Source organism: Nonomuraea sp. NPDC026600 (assembly GCF_040638335.1).
Taxonomy (GTDB): domain Bacteria; phylum Actinomycetota; class Actinomycetes; order Streptosporangiales; family Streptosporangiaceae; genus Nonomuraea.
Genome location: NZ_JBEZYD010000001.1, coordinates 784,278 through 800,612, shown reverse-complemented (window position 1 = coordinate 800,612; position 16,335 = coordinate 784,278). Strand labels below are relative to the sequence as shown.

The following is a 16,335-nucleotide window of genomic DNA, read 5'->3' as shown; positions in this document are numbered from 1 at the left end:
CATGCCATGTCACCCACATCTGGAGGTCGTCCATGTCCGCTGCCCCAAGACCGGCCCGTCGCCTGCTCGTCGTACTGTCGCTGCTCGCCACCGGCTCCCTGCTGGCGGCGTGCGGTGGCGGCGGCGCTGAGCAGAAGGCCGCCCCCCAGCCGTCCGCGACCAGCGCCGCCACGGCCGGCGGGCTCATCGCCATCATCACCCCCTCCCACGACAACCCCTTCTTCAAGGCCGAGGCCGACGCCGCCAAGGCCAAGGCCGAGGCGCTCGGCTACGAGACGTCCGTGGCCTCCCACGACGACGACCCCAACAAGCAGAGCGAGCTGATCGACGCCGCCATCTCCCGCAAGGCGAAGGCGATCATCCTCGACAACGCCGGCGCGGACGCCTCGATCGGCCCGGTCCGCAAGGCCGTCACCGGCGGCATCCCCGTCTTCCTGATCGACCGCGAGATCAACGCCACCGGCGTGGCGACCGCCCAGATCGTCTCCAACAACGCCCAGGGCGCGCAGCTGGTCGCCCAGTCGTTCGTGGAGAAGATGAAGAACAAGGGCAACTACGTCGAGCTGGTCGGCAAGGAGTCCGACACGAACGCCAGCGTCCGCTCCAAGGGCTTCGCCGACGTGATCTCCCAGTACCCGGACCTCAAGCAGGTGGCCAAGGAGAGCGCGAACTGGGACCAGCAGGAGGCCTTCACCAAGATGGAGACCATCATCCAGAAGAGCCGCGACATCCAGGGCGTCATCGCCGGCAACGACACCATGGCGCTCGGCGCGGTCGCCGCGCTCAAGGCCGCGGGGCTGCTCGGCAAGGTGACGGTCGTCGGCTTCGACGGCAGCCCCGACGCCATCGCCGCCGTCAAGGCCGGTCAGATGCACGCGACCGCGCTCCAGCCCGCCGCGCTCGGCGCGCAGAGCGCCGTCGAGCAGGCCGACCAATACATCAAGACCGGTAAGGCGAGCAAGGAGGAGAAGCAGTCCATCGACTGCGAGCTGGTGACCGCCGAGAACGCCGACGACTACGGGGTTTTCGCCAGGAAGTAGCAGCCGCGAGGGGGACCCGCGAGGGTCCCCCTCGGACAGGCCGAACGGTAGGCTGAAACATCGATTCACGGGGTGCGGGGAGGCGGTGGCCGGTGGTCCCGAATCTGGGACGGGGGCGCGGTGTGAGCACGGAGCATCTGCGGCTCCTGGCCAGGGTGGCCCGCATGTACCACGAGCAGAGCATGCGGCAGCCCGAGATCGCCGCGGCGCTCAGCATCTCCCAGCCCCGCGTCTCCCGCCTGCTCAAGGAGGCGGTCACGCGCGGCATCGTGCGCACGGTCGTCGTCCTGCCCGACGGCGTGCACACCGAGCTGGAGGAGGAGCTGCAGCGCCGCTACGGCCTGCGCGACGTCGTGGTGGTCGACATCGAGGACGCCCGCGAAGACGCCATCCCGTCGCTCGCCTCGGCCGCCGCCGCCTACTTCGACGCCACCTTCACCGGCGGCGACGTGATCGGCATCTCCTCCTGGAGCGAGACGCTGCTGGCCACCGTCGAACGCATGCAGCCCAAGAACACCCAGGTCGCCGACCGGGTCATGCAGCTCGTCGGCGGCGTGGGCAGCCCCGAGGCGCAGGTGCACGCCACCCGGCTCATCGGCCGCCTGGCCGACATCACCCGCGCCCGCCCCGTCTTCGTCCCCTCGCCCGGCGTCGTCGGCACCGCCGCGATCCGCGACGCGCTGCTGGAGGATCCCGGCGTCGTCGACGTCATGGCCCAGTGGCGCGAGCTGACCGTCGTGCTGGTCGGCATCGGCAGCCTCGAACCCTCGCCCCTGCTGCTGAGCAGCGGCAACGCGGTCAAGCAGGCCGACCAGGAAGAGCTGCGTTCGCTGGGCGCCGTCGGCGACGTCTGCCTGCACTTCTTCGACGCCAAGGGCAGCGCGGTCGACTCGGCCTTCGACCGGCGGGTGGTCGGCATCGACGTACGCGCCTTCCGGGCCGTCGAGCGGCGGGTCGGGGTGGCGGGCGGCCTGCGCAAATACTCGGCGATCAAGGCCGCGCTGGACGGCGGCTGGGTCAACGTCCTCATCACCGACCTCCACGTCGCCGAGCGCCTGCGCGCCGAGGCGAGCTAGCCCGCACGATCACCACCGGGGACCGCTCCACCTCCCACGAAACCGGATTTTTCAAGATCCGCCCTTTTTGGCCTCTCCTCCGTACACGTTTCGACAGTTGAACGCGGAAGGAGAAGCCATGACCCCACTGCGATCCGTCCCGCGAACACACACCCAGCATGCCTGGCCCCTGCGTCACGACGCGCAGGCCGTCCGGTATGCCCGAACGGTCGTCCGTGACGCGCTGACCGGACTGGAACTGAGTCCCGATCTCGTCGATGACGCCGTGCTGATGGTCAGCGAATTGGTGACAAATGCCTTTCTGTATGGAGAGGCACCCTATGAGCTGGTGCTCCACACCGATCCCGAGGAGATCGTGTGCATGCTGGTGGACTGCGGTTCACCGCTGCCGGTGGCCCGTGTCGTCGAGGCCGACAGCGAGCGTGGGCGGGGACTGTGCATCGTCGCCGCGCTCTCCGAAGGCTTCTGGGGATGCCACCCCCAGAAGTACGTCACCAGCCCCGGGCGCATCGGGAAGGCGACGTGGTTCGCCCTGCCGTACCGGCGTCCCGGGATGCCGGCCGTACGGCGGGGCGGGATGTCAGTGGCGAGCGGGCCCGGTAGCGCCGCCTAGCGCGGGAGCGGGAGGGGAACGGGCGCTGTGGGGGCGCCTGTTCGATCCGAGGGTTGACGCGGAACGAGACGCGGAGATTAATGCGATGCTCTGTCCGGGTCCGCGTGGTTGGGTGGTCCCATGGATATGGACGCCTCTCGCTTGATGATTTGCCTGGCCGATGAATACGCGTTGCTCAGAGCCGCGGTCTCCGCCGCGCCGGACGCGGCGCCGGTGCCGAGCTGTCCCGGGTGGACCGCCGCCGATCTGGTCGCGCACGTCACCGAGGTCTATCTGCACAAGGCCGAGACGATGCTGCGCGGGGAGTGGCCGACGCCGTGGCCGCCCGACCTGTCGGGCGAGAAGCCGCTGGCGGCGCTGGAGCGCTCCTATGCCGAGCTGGTGGCGGAGTTCGCCGCGCGGGCCCCGGAGGAGTACGCGTTCACCTGGTACGAGCCCGACCAGAGCGTCCGGTTCTGGATCAGGCGCATGGCGCAGGAGACAGTGATCCACCGGGTCGACGCCGAGCTCGCGGCCGGCCTGCCCGTGACGCCCGCCGCCGACGACCTGGCCCTCGACGGGGTGGACGAGGGGCTCAAGGTGATGCTCGCGTACGACTTCGTCCGCTTCCCCGAGAACTTCGCCGAGGTCGTGCGCGACGACCCGAAGGCGGCCATCGCGGTCGTCGGCGGGGAGCGCGCCTGGCTCGTCCGGCCGTCGCCCACCGAGGTCGTCGTCGAGGACGAGACCGCAGACAGAGCGGCCGAGCAGGCCCAGACGGTCGTGTCGGGGTCGCCCGACGAGCTGTTGCGCTGGCTGTGGGGCAGGGGCGGCGAGGTGTCGGTCACCGGCGACCCCGGCCATGCCGCCTACCTGCGCAAGCTCCTCGCCCTCGCGACCCAGTAGCACGGTCCCGGCCGCACCAGACACGGCCGGGAGTCAGCGGGGCTTACAGCCCGCAGAGCTCAGAGAGGCTCTTGGCGGACTTCTGGCTGTTCTGGGTGGGCGTCTGGGTCGGTCTGGCGGCCAGCGAGCGCGAGGGCTTGGCCGTGGGCGTCCCGGGCGAGGACGTGACGTCCGCCGCCTGCGCGGTCCGCGCCGTCCGGGTCGAGTCGGCGATCGCCTTTCTCGCGGCCAGCCGGATCTTCAGCCAGTCGGGACGCCCCGACAGGAACTCCGGCGGCACGAACTGCAAGCTGGTGATCTTGGCGTTCTTCACCTTGACGGCCAACCCCGCGAGCGGCTCGATCAACTCCTTCGGAATGTTCGTCTGCGCGAGCCGCTTCGTCGCACTGGCGATCTCGCCGAAGTTGAACAGGATCTTGTCGGGCGTCGCCTGCTGCGCGAACGCGCCGATGACGCAGCGCTGGCGGGCCATGCGGGAGAAGTCGTCGCTGTCCACCCGCGATCGGCCGTACCACAGGGCCTGCTCGCCGGTCAGCTTCTTGTAACCCGCCTTGATCGTGCCCGCGGTGCCGTAGTGGCCACCCCACTTGATGTCGCGCTCCACGCGGATCTTGAGGCCGCCGATGGCGTCGACCAGGTCCGCGAAGCCGTACATGTTCATCATGGCGTAGTAGTCGAGCTTCAGGTTGAGCGTGTAGCTGATGGCGTCCATCAGCGCGCGCGGCCCCTTGTTCTTGCCGCCCATGACCTGCGGGTTGTCAGTGGCGTACTGCCAGACCTCGTTGAGCAGGCCGCCGTTGGGCAGTTCCGCCATGAAGCCGTTGGGGAACTGCTTGCGCAGCGGAGAGGTCGTCGGGAAGTGCACGTGCTGCAGGTTGCGCGGCAGGCTGAACAGGACCGTGTTGCCGGTCCGGATGTCCACGCTGGCGATCGTCATGCTGTCGGTGCGCACGCCGGTACGGTCGCCGGCCGCGTCGCCGCCGATCAGCAGGAAGTTCACCCGGTCCTTGCCGTTCCAGGGATCGTCCTCCTTGACCGGCGCGATATCCGGATCCTTGTTGCCGGCACTGGGGAAGATGGCGTCGACCGTCTGGCGGAAGGTCAGGATGGTGTTGGCGGCGAGGGCGAAGGGTGCCATGAGCGAGACGCAGAGCACGCCCACCACGATGCCGGAGATGACCTGACCCTGCTGGTTCAGCCGGTTGGGGCCGAGCGCCACGTACGACGTCACGATGACGGCGAACCAGCTCAGCGCGAGCACCGAGGCGATGACGACGACCCTCATCTGCATGTCGGCGCCGGCGAACACGGTGAGGTTGGTCGCGTTGCGCGTCAGCCCGTACGCCGCCCCGGCCGCCACCAGCACCACGTAGATGCCGAGCAGGATCAGACCGGTACGGCGGCGCCCGGCGCGCAGGTGGGCGACGCCGGGTACGAGGGCGGACAGCAGGGTCCAGCCGAGCACGGAGCCCAAAGTGAGCGGCTTGGCGAACTGTGGCGCCCCCGAGCCCGGCCGGGACCGCGGCTTGGGCCGCCCGGCACCGGGAGACGCGGGACCCCGGGCGCCCTTACCGCCTGGAGGCCTGCCGCCCGGAGGCTTGCCACCGGGAGCCCTCCCACCTGGGGCCTTCTCACCCGGACCGGTGCCGCCCGGACCGGTCGGGTGAGCGCCGGCCGGATGGGTGCCGTGGGTGCCCGCGACTGGGGGACCGTCCGTGGGGGAGCCGTCCGGCGGTGCGTCGTCCGCGTCCGCCGCCTCGCCCGTGGAACTGGTTTCCGAACCGTTTCCCGGTCCGGCTTCGGATGCTGTGCCCGAGCGGCGGGGAGCGCGCCGTTTCCTGCCCTCGGGCGCGGTGTCCACCCCATCGCGCTTGCTCACACCGGCTCCTTCACACGCCTACCTGGCGAAACCCATGGGTTTTAGCGCCCCGTAGGGCACAAGATTGCCAGGAGTCTAGCTCCCATATAGGGACATCCAAGACATGTGCCCAACCTGAGATGAACATGCCGTGACTTCACGAGGTCGTCGACGACGCTGCCATCCAGGTGTTGCACTGGAAGGCCTGGTTCTTCTCCCAGCCCTGCCGGAACCACCGGTTGTTGTTCACCCTGTTCCCGTGGTCGCGGGGATATCCGGGGTAGTCGCCCACCTGCCCGTAGAACCAGAACAGGCGGGCGCGGTTCGAGGTGCTGACCGGATAGGAGGCGGCCACGGACCTCATCCACATGCCGCCGAAGCAGGTCGCCTGGAGCTCCAGTTTTCTGCTGAGTGCCAGCTTGCCGCTCCTGCTGCTCGAGTCGATCGTCTGCTTCCACCAGGAGTCCATCACGCCCGAGATGTTCTGGACGTGGTGCCCGTACTCGTGGGCCAGCATGCTGATGATCCCGCCGTGCCAGGAGATGATCTCCCCGTAGCCGCGGGCGTTGCCGTTGCCCCTGGCCATGGCCGAGGTGGAGGCGTAGATCGTGTTGTTGCGCGGGCAGTAGTACGGCACCATGCTGCCCGGCGACGGGTAGTCGCCGCAGGCGCCTCTGCCGCGCGTGGCCACGATCGAGTAGTTCGGCGGCGTGAACTGGATGCCCTGCTTCTGCATGATCGGCCCCCATGCCCGGTCCATGCACCTGCCGGTCTTCAGGATCAGCGCCTTGAGCTGGCTGTGGCTGAAGATGTTCGCGCCGCCGGCCGGGCAGCTCACCCTCGGCAGGGCGCCGGCCCGGTACAGGGTGTTGTTCCTCGTGCTGGTGTTGAGCGTGGCCCGGGTCGGCGTCTCGGGCTCGGTGGACCGCGTCGCCGTCGGCTCACTCGGCCGCGTCGCCGTCGGCTCGCTCGACCGCGTGTAGCTCTCCGATTCGTCCGGGGAGGGCGTCGCGTCGTCGTCATACGTGTACGAAGAGGGGATCGCGACCGGCGTGGTCGTGTCGGGCCTGGACGAGCCCTTGAACATCGCCGCGCCGATCACGAGTAACACGAACAGCGCCGCCAGGGATCCGAAGACCGCCCCGAGAACGCCGGCCACCCCCGTGCCCGACTTCTTCCTCGGCGGCGGCCCCCACTGCCCCGGCGGCATCGGCGGACGCGGCGGGGGAGGCGGCGGCTGCTGAGGATGCCACGGCCCACCCTGTGGCGGCCCGTACGGCCCGCCCGGCTGATACGGCTGCCCCTGCTGCGGGTACTGCGGTGGAGGCGGGTAAGGCTGCCCCTGCGGCGGGTAAGGCTGCCCCTGCGGCGGATACACGGGCCCCTGCGGGGGCGGCGGATATGCCGGGGGTGGCGCCTGCTGTCCCGGCACCGGGTATGGATGGCCGTAACCCTGAGGCTGCGGCTCCCGGTGACCCGGCGGCGGCCACGGGCGAGAAGGAGGCCGCTGGGGCTGACCTGGCCCTTGAGGCGGGGGCGGATGCTGCCCGTTGCCTGTCACCGTGTATCCCCCTTTTACCCGGTTGTCCGTAATGAGTGACTTGGGACGTCACCCTCTGGCATTTGCCGAATTTTGGGCAGAAGCATACCGATTTATCACCCGTCACAGAAGTCGCAGTGCACGGCTACGGTCCGAAATCATTCGAGGTGATCTCCGCTATGTCCCGGACCGCGCGGCAGGTGGTGTCCTAGCTTCTTTGACATGAACCTCCAGCAGCTCCGCTACGTGGTCGCGACTGCGGAGCACCGCACCATGACCGATGCGGCCAGATCGCTGTATATCGCGCAACCTGCGCTTTCGCGCGCGATCCGCGATCTGGAACGAGAACTCGGCATGACGCTCTTCGCCAGGTCCGGACGCGGTGTCGTCGTCACCGCACAAGGCCGGCGGGTGGTCAAACTGGCAAGGGAGGCACTCGATGCCGTACACGAGATCGAGAGCCTCGCCAATCACGGCAGCACAGGGGAGGCGGAGCTCCGCATCGCCTCCACACCCAGCCTCGAACCCGGCCTGGCCGGCCGGCTGCTGCCCGCCTACACCGCCGAGCACCCGGGTGTCCGCGTGCACATCGTCCGTTGCGACGGCCGTGACGCCGTCGTCAACGCCATCAGGGATCAGCGGGCCGACCTCGGCCTGACCGATCTCCCCGTACCCACCGATCTGATCACCCATCCACTCGAACGCCAGGAGATCGTGCTGATCTCCCCGCCCGGCCTCGAACTGCCCAATCCCGTGCCCATGGGCAAGCTCGACGGGATGCGCCTGGCCCTGCCCGCACGGGGCAGCGTCCGGCGAAGAGAGCTCGACGCGATGTTCGGCAAGTACGCCGTCAGCCCGGTCGTGGTGCTCGAAACCGACGAGCGCAACGGCTGGCTCAACGCCGTACGCACCGGCCAGGCGTCACTACTGTGGTATCGCGGCATGGCCGAACAGGCCGGCCGGGCGGGCCTCGTGGTCCGTTCGCTGGAACCCGCGGTCCGCCGGGTCATCGCCGTCGTGCACGCCCGTCGCCGCCTGCCGCTGATCGCCCAGGACTTCCTGGCCACCGCCGAGAAAGGTACGGCGGCCTAACCCCTGTCCTGAGCACATCGCTTTCGGCCGCTACCGCGCCCGGCCGGACGCGAGACCCTCCCCCTCAACTCACCTCGCCACCGGCAGCCGCACGACCGCGCGCAGCCCCGGCGAGGCGTCCTCCAGATGCACCCCGCCCCCGTGCGCCCGCACGGTCTCCCGCACGATGGCCAGGCCCAGCCCCGCGCCGCCCTCATCGCGGCTGCGACCCGAGTCGAGCCGGGTGAACCGGTTGAACACCCGCTCGCGATCCTGCTCGGGAATGCCGGGCCCGTCGTCGGTCACCGTCAGCACCCCGTCCGCGGTCAGCGCCACCTCCACCTTCGACGAGGTGTGCCGGACGGCGTTGTCCACCAGGTTGGTCAGCACCCGGCTCAGGTCCAGCGCGTCGCCGCGGACCACGACGGGATCGCACACGGTCAGCCGCGCCTCGCCGTACCTGTCGACGGTCTGGCGCACCACCTCGTCGAGATCGACCGGCTCGCTCCTGGCGGGCACGCCACCGCGCTCGTCCAGGCGGGCCAGCGCCAGCAGGTCCTCGGCCAGCCGGGACAGCCGCATCGCGTCCTCCATCACGCCCTCGGCCGTCTCGGGCCAGTCCTGGCCCTCCGGATGGCCGAGCGCCACCTCCAGCTGCAGCCGGATGCTGGCCAGCGGGCTGCGCAGCTCGTGCGCGGCGTCGGAGACCAGCGCCCGCTGCCGCTGCTCGGCCTCCTCCAGCCGGGCCAGCATGTCGTTGAGCGTGGTGGCCAGCGAGTGCACCTCGTCGCGCGACTCGGGCACCGGCAGCCGGCGCGACCTGGCGGTGTGCGTGATCTCGGCGGCGCCCCTGCGCAGCGCGGCGATCGGCCGCAGCGTCCGGCCGATGATCAGCCAACTGGCCACGGCCAGCAGCACGATGAGCATCGGCGTGCCGACCAGCAGAATCCGGCCGGCTGTACCGAGGCTGGTCTGGATCTCGCCGATGGGCCGGGCCGCGATCACGGTCCTGCCGTGGTCGGCGCTGATGACCACCACGCGCAGCGGCCCCGAGATCGCGTACGGACGGCCGTCCAGGAACGTGGCCTGGCCGTCGCGCAGCACCTCGGCCCGCGCCCGCGCGTCCAGCAGCGGGACCAGCCGGTCGGCGCCGTAGGTGACGTCCGTGATGCGGCCCCGCGCGTCGATCACCTGCACGATCGTGCCGTCGTGGGTGGCGATCGGGCTGGTCAGCGTGCCCGCGTCGGCCTGTACCCGGACGGTCTGGGCCTGCTGCCGCGTCGAGTCGTCCACGGTGCCGATCAGCGCCCGGTCGAGCACGGTCACCAGCACCGACGCCGAGATCGCCAGCGCCAGCGCGAGCACCGCGGCGGCCACGACCGTCAGCCGGAAGCGCAGCCCCTGGCGCCGCCACCAGGTCAGCGGCGAGTCAGCCACCGTCGCCCGCCAGCCGGTAGCCCGCGCCCCGCACGGTCTGGATCGCGTTCCTGCCGAACGGGGAGTCGACCTTGCGCCGCAGGTAGCCCACGTACACCTCCACCACGTTCGGGTCGGTGTCGAAGGTGTCCCACACGTGCTCCAGGATCTCCGACTTCGACACCACCTCGTCGCGCCGGCGCATCAGGTATTCCAGCAGCGCGAACTCCCTGGGCGTCAGCTCGATCCCCGTCTCGCCGCGCTGCACCCTGCGCCGCGCCGGGTCCAGCGACAGGTCGCCCGCCGCCAGCACGGCGGGCCGCCGCCCGGAGTCGCGCCGCAGCAGCGCGCGCAGCCTGGCCACCAGCACCACGTACGAGAAGGGCTTCGTCAGATAGTCGTCGGCGCCCAGGTCGAGCCCGTCGGCCATGTCGTACTCGCCGTCCTTGGCGGAGAGCATCAGGATCGGCACCCAGTTCTCCTCGGCGCGCAACTGCTTGCACACGTTGTAGCCCGACAGGCGGGGCAGCATGATGTCGAGCACCACGATGTCGTAGTCACCGTGCCTGGCCTCGTGCAACCCCTGCTCGCCGTCGTGGGCGAGGTCCACGGCGAAACCCTCGGCCTGCAGCCCCCGCTGCAGCGCGGCCGCCATCCGCCGCTCGTCCTCGACGACAAGTACTCTCATGTGGCGATTCTCCATTTCCTGCCCTGAGACCACGCTGAGAAGGCTGAGAGCCGTCTCAGCCGGTCTCAGGCTCGCCTAAGCATGCATGACGCAGGCTCTGGTCATCGACATACCGTTAAGGAGTGAGATGCGCAGAGGCACGTTCGTGAGATGGGGAGTTCCGATCGCGGCCGCGGCTGTGATCGCCGGAGCCATGGGGGCCGGCCCGGTCATCGCCGCGGTGAGCGGCGATCCCGTGCTACCGGAGCGTACGGCGCAGCAGTTGCTCGCCGACGCCGCCGCGGCCACCAAGGACAAGGCGCCGCCGCCCATGTCCGGCACCGTGCAGCAGACCGCGTCGCTGGGTCTGCCCGCACTGCCGGACATGGGCGGCGCGTCACCGCTGAGCCTGCTGTCCGGCTCGCACGAGGTGAAGCTCTGGTACGGCGGCGGCGACAAGATGCGGGTCGCCATGCCGACGCAGTTCGACGAGTCCAACCTGATCGTCAACGGCGACCAGATCTGGTACTGGGACAGCGGCGACAACACCGCCACCAAGATCAAGATGGCGGGTGACGCCACGGCCCGGCACGCCATGCCCACGCCGGGGCCGGCCGACGTGACCCCGCAGCAGGTGGCGGAGAAGCTGCTGGCCAAGGCCGATGAGCACACCGCCATCCGGGTGACCAACAACGCCCAGGTGGCCGGCCGGGCCGCCTACCAGCTCGTGCTCGCCCCCAAGGACGAGGGCTCGCTGGTCCAGGAGGTGCGGCTGGCGCTCGACGGTGAGACGTACGTGCCGTTGCAGGTCCAGGTCTACGCCAAGGGCTCGGCCGAACCGGCCTTCCAGGTCGGCTTCACCCAGGTGACGTTCACGCCGCCGGCGGCCGAGAACTTCACCTTCACCCCGCCCGCGGGGGCGAAGGTGAAGGAGCAGACGATCGGCGGCGACAACACCGAACAGCAGGCGGACAAGGCCAAGGAGAGCGCCGAAAAGAGGGCCGAGGGCGTGAAGGTCGTCGGCTCCGGCTGGACCAGCGTCGCCGTCCTGCCCGCCTCGCTGGAGGATCTGACGGCCAAGCCGGAGCAGACCCCGGCGGACGGCCAGTCCCACAAGCCGTGGAAGGGCGGCGCGGACGGCACCGACACGAGCGCGCTGGTCGAGAACGTGCTCAAGTCGGCCACCCCGGTCAGCGGCACGTGGGGCTCGGGCAAGCTGATCAAGACCAAGCTCGTCACCGCGCTGCTGACCGACGACGGCCGGCTGCTGGTCGGCGCGGTCACACCGGAGGAGATCACCAAAGCGGCGGGCACCAAGTGACCGTCGTCACACAGGAAGCGGGGGCGCCCTTCGGGGCGGCCCCGCCCTCCGGGGACTCGGCGATCGTCACCCGGGGCCTGACCAAGCGCTTTCGCGGGGGCCAGGTCGCGGTCGACGCACTGGACCTGACCGTGCCGCGCGGATCGGTCTTCGGCTTCCTCGGGCCCAACGGCTCGGGCAAGACCACCACGATCCGCATGCTGCTCGGCCTGGTGACGCCCACGGCCGGCGAGTACTCGGTGCTCGGCCTGTCCCTGGCGGACGCGCTGCCCCGCGTCGGGGCGCTGGTCGAGGGGCCGGCGTTCTACCCGTACCTGTCCGGCGAGGCGAACCTGTTCCGCTTCGACGCCGCCGACCCCACCGCTCCCGGCGGCACCGCCAAACAGCGGGTCGGCGAGGCGCTGGAGCGGGTCGGCCTGTCCGCGGCGGCGGGGAAGCGGTTCCGCAACTACTCGCTCGGCATGCGCCAGCGCCTGGCCATCGCCGCCGCCCTGCTCGGGCCGCGTGAACTGCTCATCCTCGACGAGCCCACCAACGGGCTCGACCCGCAGGGCACCCGCGAGGTGCGCGCGCTGGTCAAGGAGATCGCCGCCGACGGCACCACGGTCTTCGTCTCCTCGCACCTGCTGACCGAGGTCGAGCAGATGTGCACGCACGCCGCGATCATGCGTACCGGCAACCTGGTCGCCCAGGGCACGATCGCCTCGCTCAACGGCGGCCTGGCCACCCGCGTCAGGGTCGAGACGCCGGACGTCGCCGACGCCGCGCGGGTGCTCGGCACGCTCGGGCTGGCCGACGTGCGCACCCCTGACGAGGGCGCCGCCTCGGTGACGGCGGAGCTGGGCGCGCAGGCGCCCGAGGACATCAACGCGGCGCTGGTAGGCGAAGGCGTCGCCGTACGCGGGCTGGCCGTCGTCCGGCCGAGCCTGGAGGACGTGTTCGTCGGACTGACAGGGGAGGGATTCGATGTCGACGGCTGAGACGCAGACCCGTCAGACGCCGGGCGAGCCATCGAGCGGGGCGGGGACACAGGAGCGCCGGACGCCGGGGCTGGTGCCGGTGACCGAGACGATGCGCACCGCCGAGCGGCGCCCGCCCGAGCCGCCCGGGCCCGCGCAGCCGCCGGCCCGCCTGCCGTCGGCGTTCTGGCGGCTGCTCGGCTCCGAGCTGGGCCTGACGTTCCGGCGTCCGCGCAACCAGGTGATGCTGGCCGTACTGGCGAGCGTGCCGGTGCTGATCGGCATCGGGCTGCGCATCGCCAGCGGCGACGAGGCCGTCGGCGGGCTCATCGGCGCCGTGGCGGGCAACAGCCTCATGCTGACCTTCGTCTCGTTCTCCTTCCTGGTGCTGCTGCTGATGCCGATCGCGGTGAGCGTGGTCGGCGGCGACTCGATCGCCGGCGAGGCGGGCGCGGGGACACTGCGGTACCTGCTCGCCGCGCCGGCCGGCCGGACGAGGCTGCTGGTCGTGAAGTACCTCAACGTGGTGATCTTCGCTTACGCGGTCACCGCGGTGGTGGCGCTGTCGGCGCTCATCACCGGGCTGATCCTGTTCCCGGTGGGGCCGGTGACGCTGCTGTCGGGCAACACGGTCTCGGTGGCCGACGGCCTGCTGCGGATCCTGATCAGCATGGGGTACGTGGGCGCGGGCATGGCGGCGCTGGCGGCCGTGGCGGTGGCCCTGTCGACGTTCACCGAGGTGTCCATCGGCGCCATCGCGGCGACGATGGTCCTGGTCATCGTCACCCAGGTGCTCCGGGCCATCCCGCAGCTCGCCGAGATCATGCCCTACCTGCTGCCCACCTGGTGGACCCGGTTCGACGCGGTGCTGCGCAGCCCGGTCGACTTCGCGGACCTCGGTCAGGGGCTGCTGGTCTTCGGGGCCTACATCCTGCTGTTCGGCTCCATCGCGTGGGCCCGCTTCTCGGGCAAGGACATCACTTCCTGACCGGCCCGGGCCGGTGAGATCCGACCCGGGCCACGACGGCGGTCCGCCCCTTGATCAGGTCGGCGTCACCCTCCCGGACGTCAGGTCGGCGTCACCCTCCCGGACGTCAGGTCGGCGTCGCTCTCCCGGACGTCAGGTTGGCGTCGCTCTCCCGGACGTCAGGACGGGCGGCGGCGGAGGGCCAGGATGGCGACCACGATGCCGATGACGCCCACCACGAGCCCCGCGCCACCCAGCAGGCGCGCGGTGCCGTCCGAGGACGAGCCGGACGACGCCGACGCCACCTGGGTGACCGACGGGGCCGCCACCTTGCCGGCGGAGGCGGAGGCCGAGGCCGCGGGGGTCGACGCGTCGGCGTGGTGCGAGTCCGACCCGGTCGCGGGCGTCAGCTTGAGCGTCGGAACCGGGTGTTCCGCCTCGCTGCCGTCCGCCTTGGGAGCGTCGGCCCACTTGACCACCTCGCCGCCGGTGTACGTCTGCGTGGTCGGGAACGTGAGCTGATCGGTGTCCTCGGGCAACTGCCCCATGGACACCTCGAACTCCTGGAACTCACCCTTGCCGATCTTCCCGCCCGACCAGACGACCTTGGTGACGGCCTCCTTCAGCTCGCCGTACTCGGTCTTGACCGGCTTGGGCAGCTTGCCCTCGGTGACTTTGACGCTCCATCCCGGCACCGGCTTGACCGAGACGAACGCCAGCGGGTGATCGGTGGGGAAGGCGACCTCGACCTTGACGGTCGAGGCGTCGTCACGCTCGTTCGGCACCCGGAAGGCGACCTTGGAGAAGCCGCCCTGCTCGGCGGTGCCCGGGTTGATCGAGACATGGGCCAGCGCGGGAAGGGCGAGGCCGGCGGTGATCGCGGTGGCGGCGGCGAGAACGGTCGCGGCACGACGCGTGAAGGACAGACGCGTGAAAGACATGGTGAATCTCCACTGGGATGTTCAGGGGAATGAATGAGGTGTCAGAGGTTCAGGCGGGCAGTGGAGGACCACGCCTGGCGACACAGTGCAGGAGGACCGGATCGACCGGGACGATCCGGACGATCACGATCGGGACGGCCTGTCGCACGGCCGCGACGGCGACCGGGCGCAGCAGCACCAGACGGTGGCCGAGGCGGTGCAGCAGCGCCCAGAGCGCGGTCTCGCCGCGCGCCAGCCACCACCCCGTGATCAGCGTGGCCGTCAGGTGGGCCAGCAGCATGCCGGCGCCCTCACTGAGCCCGCGGCCGTGCGGGTGCGCGGTGACGTAGGCGGTGCCGTCGGTGCCGAACAACTCGTGCAGCCCGAACTGGGCGCACACCAGCGCGACGTTGATCGTCGGGGCCGAGCGCTCCCGGCCGCCCAGCGCCAGGGCCGCCAGCAGCACGGCGCCGAGGCCGAGCGCGGCCGTGTGCGGCGCGGGAACCGAGCCGCCGCCCATCGCGTGCGCGAGCGCGGCGAGTCCCACGCAGACGGCGGTGAAGGCGGCCGTCCGCGCGAGCCTGAGGGGAAGTTCCGCGCGCATGAGTGTGTCACATGCTCTCACGAGGGCAGAGTGCCGGGTGACCTCTACTCTCAAGCTGTGCAATGCCTGGTCGATTTGCGGCAATTGTCGCTAGGGTCGTGCCGAACCACGTAGACATTGAGGTGAGAACGTTGCGGCACTTTGCAGGATTGCTCATCGGAGTTGTGGTGACCGCAGCAGTACTGGGCGGCGGCGGATGGGCCGTGCAGCAGGCGTTAACCAGCGCGGCGGCCAATCCGGCGGGCGGGCAGAAGATGTGGATCGCGCTCGGCGCGATGGCGGCGGTGGGACTGGTCGTCGGACTCGTGGTGGCGGGACGGGTGTCTCCGCTGGCCACGTTCGTGCCCTCGATGGTGCTCCTCGCCTGGACGGTGGTCTACTCCCTCGATGTGAACCGGGCGATCTCCCTCATCCCTGATGAGCCGTCGGTGAACCAGATCATCAGGGACATCGGGTTCGGTGACAAGACCATGCTGACCACGGGCTTCTTCGCCCTGCTCGGCGTGGCGATGTTCATCCCCGTGCTGACGCCGTCCCGCTGGGCGCGGCGGCACGAGGAGGAGGACGAGGACTACGAGGAGAGCCCCCAGGGCGGCTATTACTGATCGCCGTCTGGGCGGGGGAGGCCGCGCGCTCAGCGGCTGCCGGTGTAGAGGCGGGTGACCACGTCCTCGATCGTGGACTGCTCGGGCGCCGTGGCCATCAGCTCGTCGAGCGTGCCGTCGAAGGCCAGCCGCCCGTGGTCGATCAGCATGACCCGGCGGCAGAGCCGTTCGATGTCGCCCAGGTCGTGCGTGGTCAGCAGCACGGTCGTGCCCTGCTCGGTGTTGAGCCGGCGCAGGAACGCCCGGATGCTCGACTTGCTGACCACGTCGAGCCCGATCGTCGGCTCGTCGAGCACCAGCACGTCGGGCGCGTGCAGCAGCGCGGCGGCCAGGTCGCCGCGCATGCGCTGGCCCAGGCTGAGCTGGCGCACCGGCGTGCGGGTGAAGCCGCCCAGGTCGAGCGTCTCGGTCAGCTCGTCGAGCCGGGTCTTGAAGACATTGCGATCTACTTTGTAAAGGTGCCGGATCAGTTCGAAGCTGTCCCGCAGCGGCAGGTCCCACCACAGCGTCGTCCGCTGCCCGAACACCACGCCGATGCGCCGCGCCAGCGTCGTGCGCTTGCGCGAGGGGTCGAGCCCGGCCACCCGCACCCGGCCGGAGGTGGGCGTCAGGATGCCGCACAGCATCTTGATCGTGGTGGACTTGCCGGCGCCGTTGGGGCCGAGGTAGCCGACGAACTCTCCCGGCGCCACGGTGAACGACAGATCGCGTACGGCATGGAAGAGGTTCCCTTGGAGCTTGAGGCTCCGCTTCACCTTGAACGAGCGCCCGGCCCGGTCGAGCTCGATCATCC

Annotated in this window: 16 protein-coding genes; 9 read left to right on the top strand and 7 right to left on the bottom strand. The window is 70.4% G+C overall.

Going from position 1 to position 16,335, the window contains the following annotated elements:
- The first annotated feature begins 32 nt into the window (after positions 1-32).
- The 4 genes from AB0F17_RS03620 (at position 33) to AB0F17_RS03605 (ending at position 3,614) form a co-directional block, all read left to right on the top strand.
- Positions 33-1,040, top strand: a complete 1,008-nt coding sequence (locus tag AB0F17_RS03620) for a D-ribose ABC transporter substrate-binding protein (RefSeq protein WP_358015569.1) — start codon at positions 33-35, stop codon at positions 1,038-1,040.
- 122 nt (positions 1,041-1,162) lie between these two features.
- Positions 1,163-2,116, top strand: a complete 954-nt coding sequence (locus tag AB0F17_RS03615; protein ID WP_358015566.1) for a sugar-binding transcriptional regulator — start codon at positions 1,163-1,165, stop codon at positions 2,114-2,116.
- 118 nt (positions 2,117-2,234) lie between these two features.
- Positions 2,235-2,729, top strand: a complete 495-nt coding sequence (locus AB0F17_RS03610) for an ATP-binding protein (protein ID WP_358015563.1) — start codon at positions 2,235-2,237, stop codon at positions 2,727-2,729.
- Between the two features lie 144 nt (positions 2,730-2,873).
- On the top strand, positions 2,874-3,614 hold the full coding sequence (locus tag AB0F17_RS03605) for a maleylpyruvate isomerase family mycothiol-dependent enzyme (RefSeq protein ID WP_358015677.1): 741 nt from the start codon (positions 2,874-2,876) through the stop codon (positions 3,612-3,614).
- A 43-nt stretch (positions 3,615-3,657) separates the two neighbouring features.
- Here AB0F17_RS03605 and AB0F17_RS03600 read toward each other — a convergent pair whose 3' ends face one another.
- Positions 3,658-5,493, bottom strand: a complete 1,836-nt coding sequence (locus AB0F17_RS03600) for an LCP family protein (RefSeq protein WP_358015560.1) — start codon at positions 5,491-5,493, stop codon at positions 3,658-3,660.
- A gap of 136 nt (positions 5,494-5,629) precedes the next feature.
- Positions 5,630-6,682, bottom strand: coding sequence for a neutral zinc metallopeptidase (locus AB0F17_RS03595; RefSeq protein ID WP_358015557.1), 1,053 nt, complete (start codon positions 6,680-6,682; stop codon positions 5,630-5,632).
- Between the two features lie 552 nt (positions 6,683-7,234).
- Here AB0F17_RS03595 and AB0F17_RS03590 point away from each other — a divergent pair.
- Entirely contained in the window at positions 7,235-8,104 is an 870-nt protein-coding gene (locus AB0F17_RS03590; protein ID WP_358015554.1) for a LysR family transcriptional regulator, read from the top strand.
- A 69-nt stretch (positions 8,105-8,173) separates the two neighbouring features.
- Here AB0F17_RS03590 and AB0F17_RS03585 read toward each other — a convergent pair whose 3' ends face one another.
- Positions 8,174-9,520 (bottom strand): ATP-binding protein, encoded by a 1,347-nt coding sequence (locus AB0F17_RS03585; protein ID WP_358015551.1) that lies wholly within the window; start codon positions 9,518-9,520, stop codon positions 8,174-8,176.
- A complete protein-coding gene (locus tag AB0F17_RS03580; protein ID WP_358015548.1) occupies positions 9,513-10,187 on the bottom strand; it encodes a response regulator transcription factor in 675 nt (224 codons plus the stop codon). The genes AB0F17_RS03585 and AB0F17_RS03580 overlap by 8 nt, the downstream gene beginning before the upstream one ends.
- A gap of 127 nt (positions 10,188-10,314) precedes the next feature.
- On the opposite strand from AB0F17_RS03580, the gene AB0F17_RS03575 reads away from it, so the two are divergent.
- The 3 genes from AB0F17_RS03575 to AB0F17_RS03565 are packed head-to-tail and all read left to right on the top strand — an operon-like array spanning position 10,315 to position 13,434.
- The gene (locus AB0F17_RS03575; RefSeq protein WP_358015545.1) at positions 10,315-11,487 is read left to right on the top strand and encodes a DUF2092 domain-containing protein; all 1,173 of its coding nucleotides are present in this window, start codon (positions 10,315-10,317) and stop codon (positions 11,485-11,487) included.
- The gene (locus tag AB0F17_RS03570) at positions 11,484-12,467 is read left to right on the top strand and encodes an ABC transporter ATP-binding protein (protein ID WP_358015542.1); all 984 of its coding nucleotides are present in this window, start codon (positions 11,484-11,486) and stop codon (positions 12,465-12,467) included. Before AB0F17_RS03575 ends, AB0F17_RS03570 begins: the two co-directional genes overlap by 4 nt.
- Positions 12,454-13,434, top strand: a complete 981-nt coding sequence (locus AB0F17_RS03565; protein ID WP_358015539.1) for an ABC transporter permease — start codon at positions 12,454-12,456, stop codon at positions 13,432-13,434. Before AB0F17_RS03570 ends, AB0F17_RS03565 begins: the two co-directional genes overlap by 14 nt.
- Positions 13,435-13,592: 158 nt before the next feature.
- Here AB0F17_RS03565 and AB0F17_RS03560 read toward each other — a convergent pair whose 3' ends face one another.
- Positions 13,593-14,354, bottom strand: a complete 762-nt coding sequence (locus tag AB0F17_RS03560) for a YcnI family protein (RefSeq protein WP_358015537.1) — start codon at positions 14,352-14,354, stop codon at positions 13,593-13,595.
- 49 nt (positions 14,355-14,403) lie between these two features.
- Positions 14,404-14,937: an MFS transporter gene (locus tag AB0F17_RS03555; protein WP_358015534.1), complete on the bottom strand. Its 534-nt coding sequence runs from the start codon at positions 14,935-14,937 to the stop codon at positions 14,404-14,406.
- Between the two features lie 167 nt (positions 14,938-15,104).
- Here AB0F17_RS03555 and AB0F17_RS03550 point away from each other — a divergent pair, with 167 nt between their 5' ends.
- Entirely contained in the window at positions 15,105-15,542 is a 438-nt protein-coding gene (locus tag AB0F17_RS03550; RefSeq protein WP_358015531.1) for a hypothetical protein, read from the top strand.
- 29 nt (positions 15,543-15,571) lie between these two features.
- Here AB0F17_RS03550 and AB0F17_RS03545 read toward each other — a convergent pair whose 3' ends face one another.
- A complete protein-coding gene (locus AB0F17_RS03545; RefSeq protein ID WP_358015528.1) occupies positions 15,572-16,333 on the bottom strand; it encodes an ATP-binding cassette domain-containing protein in 762 nt (253 codons plus the stop codon).
- Positions 16,334-16,335: the final 2 nt, after the last annotated feature.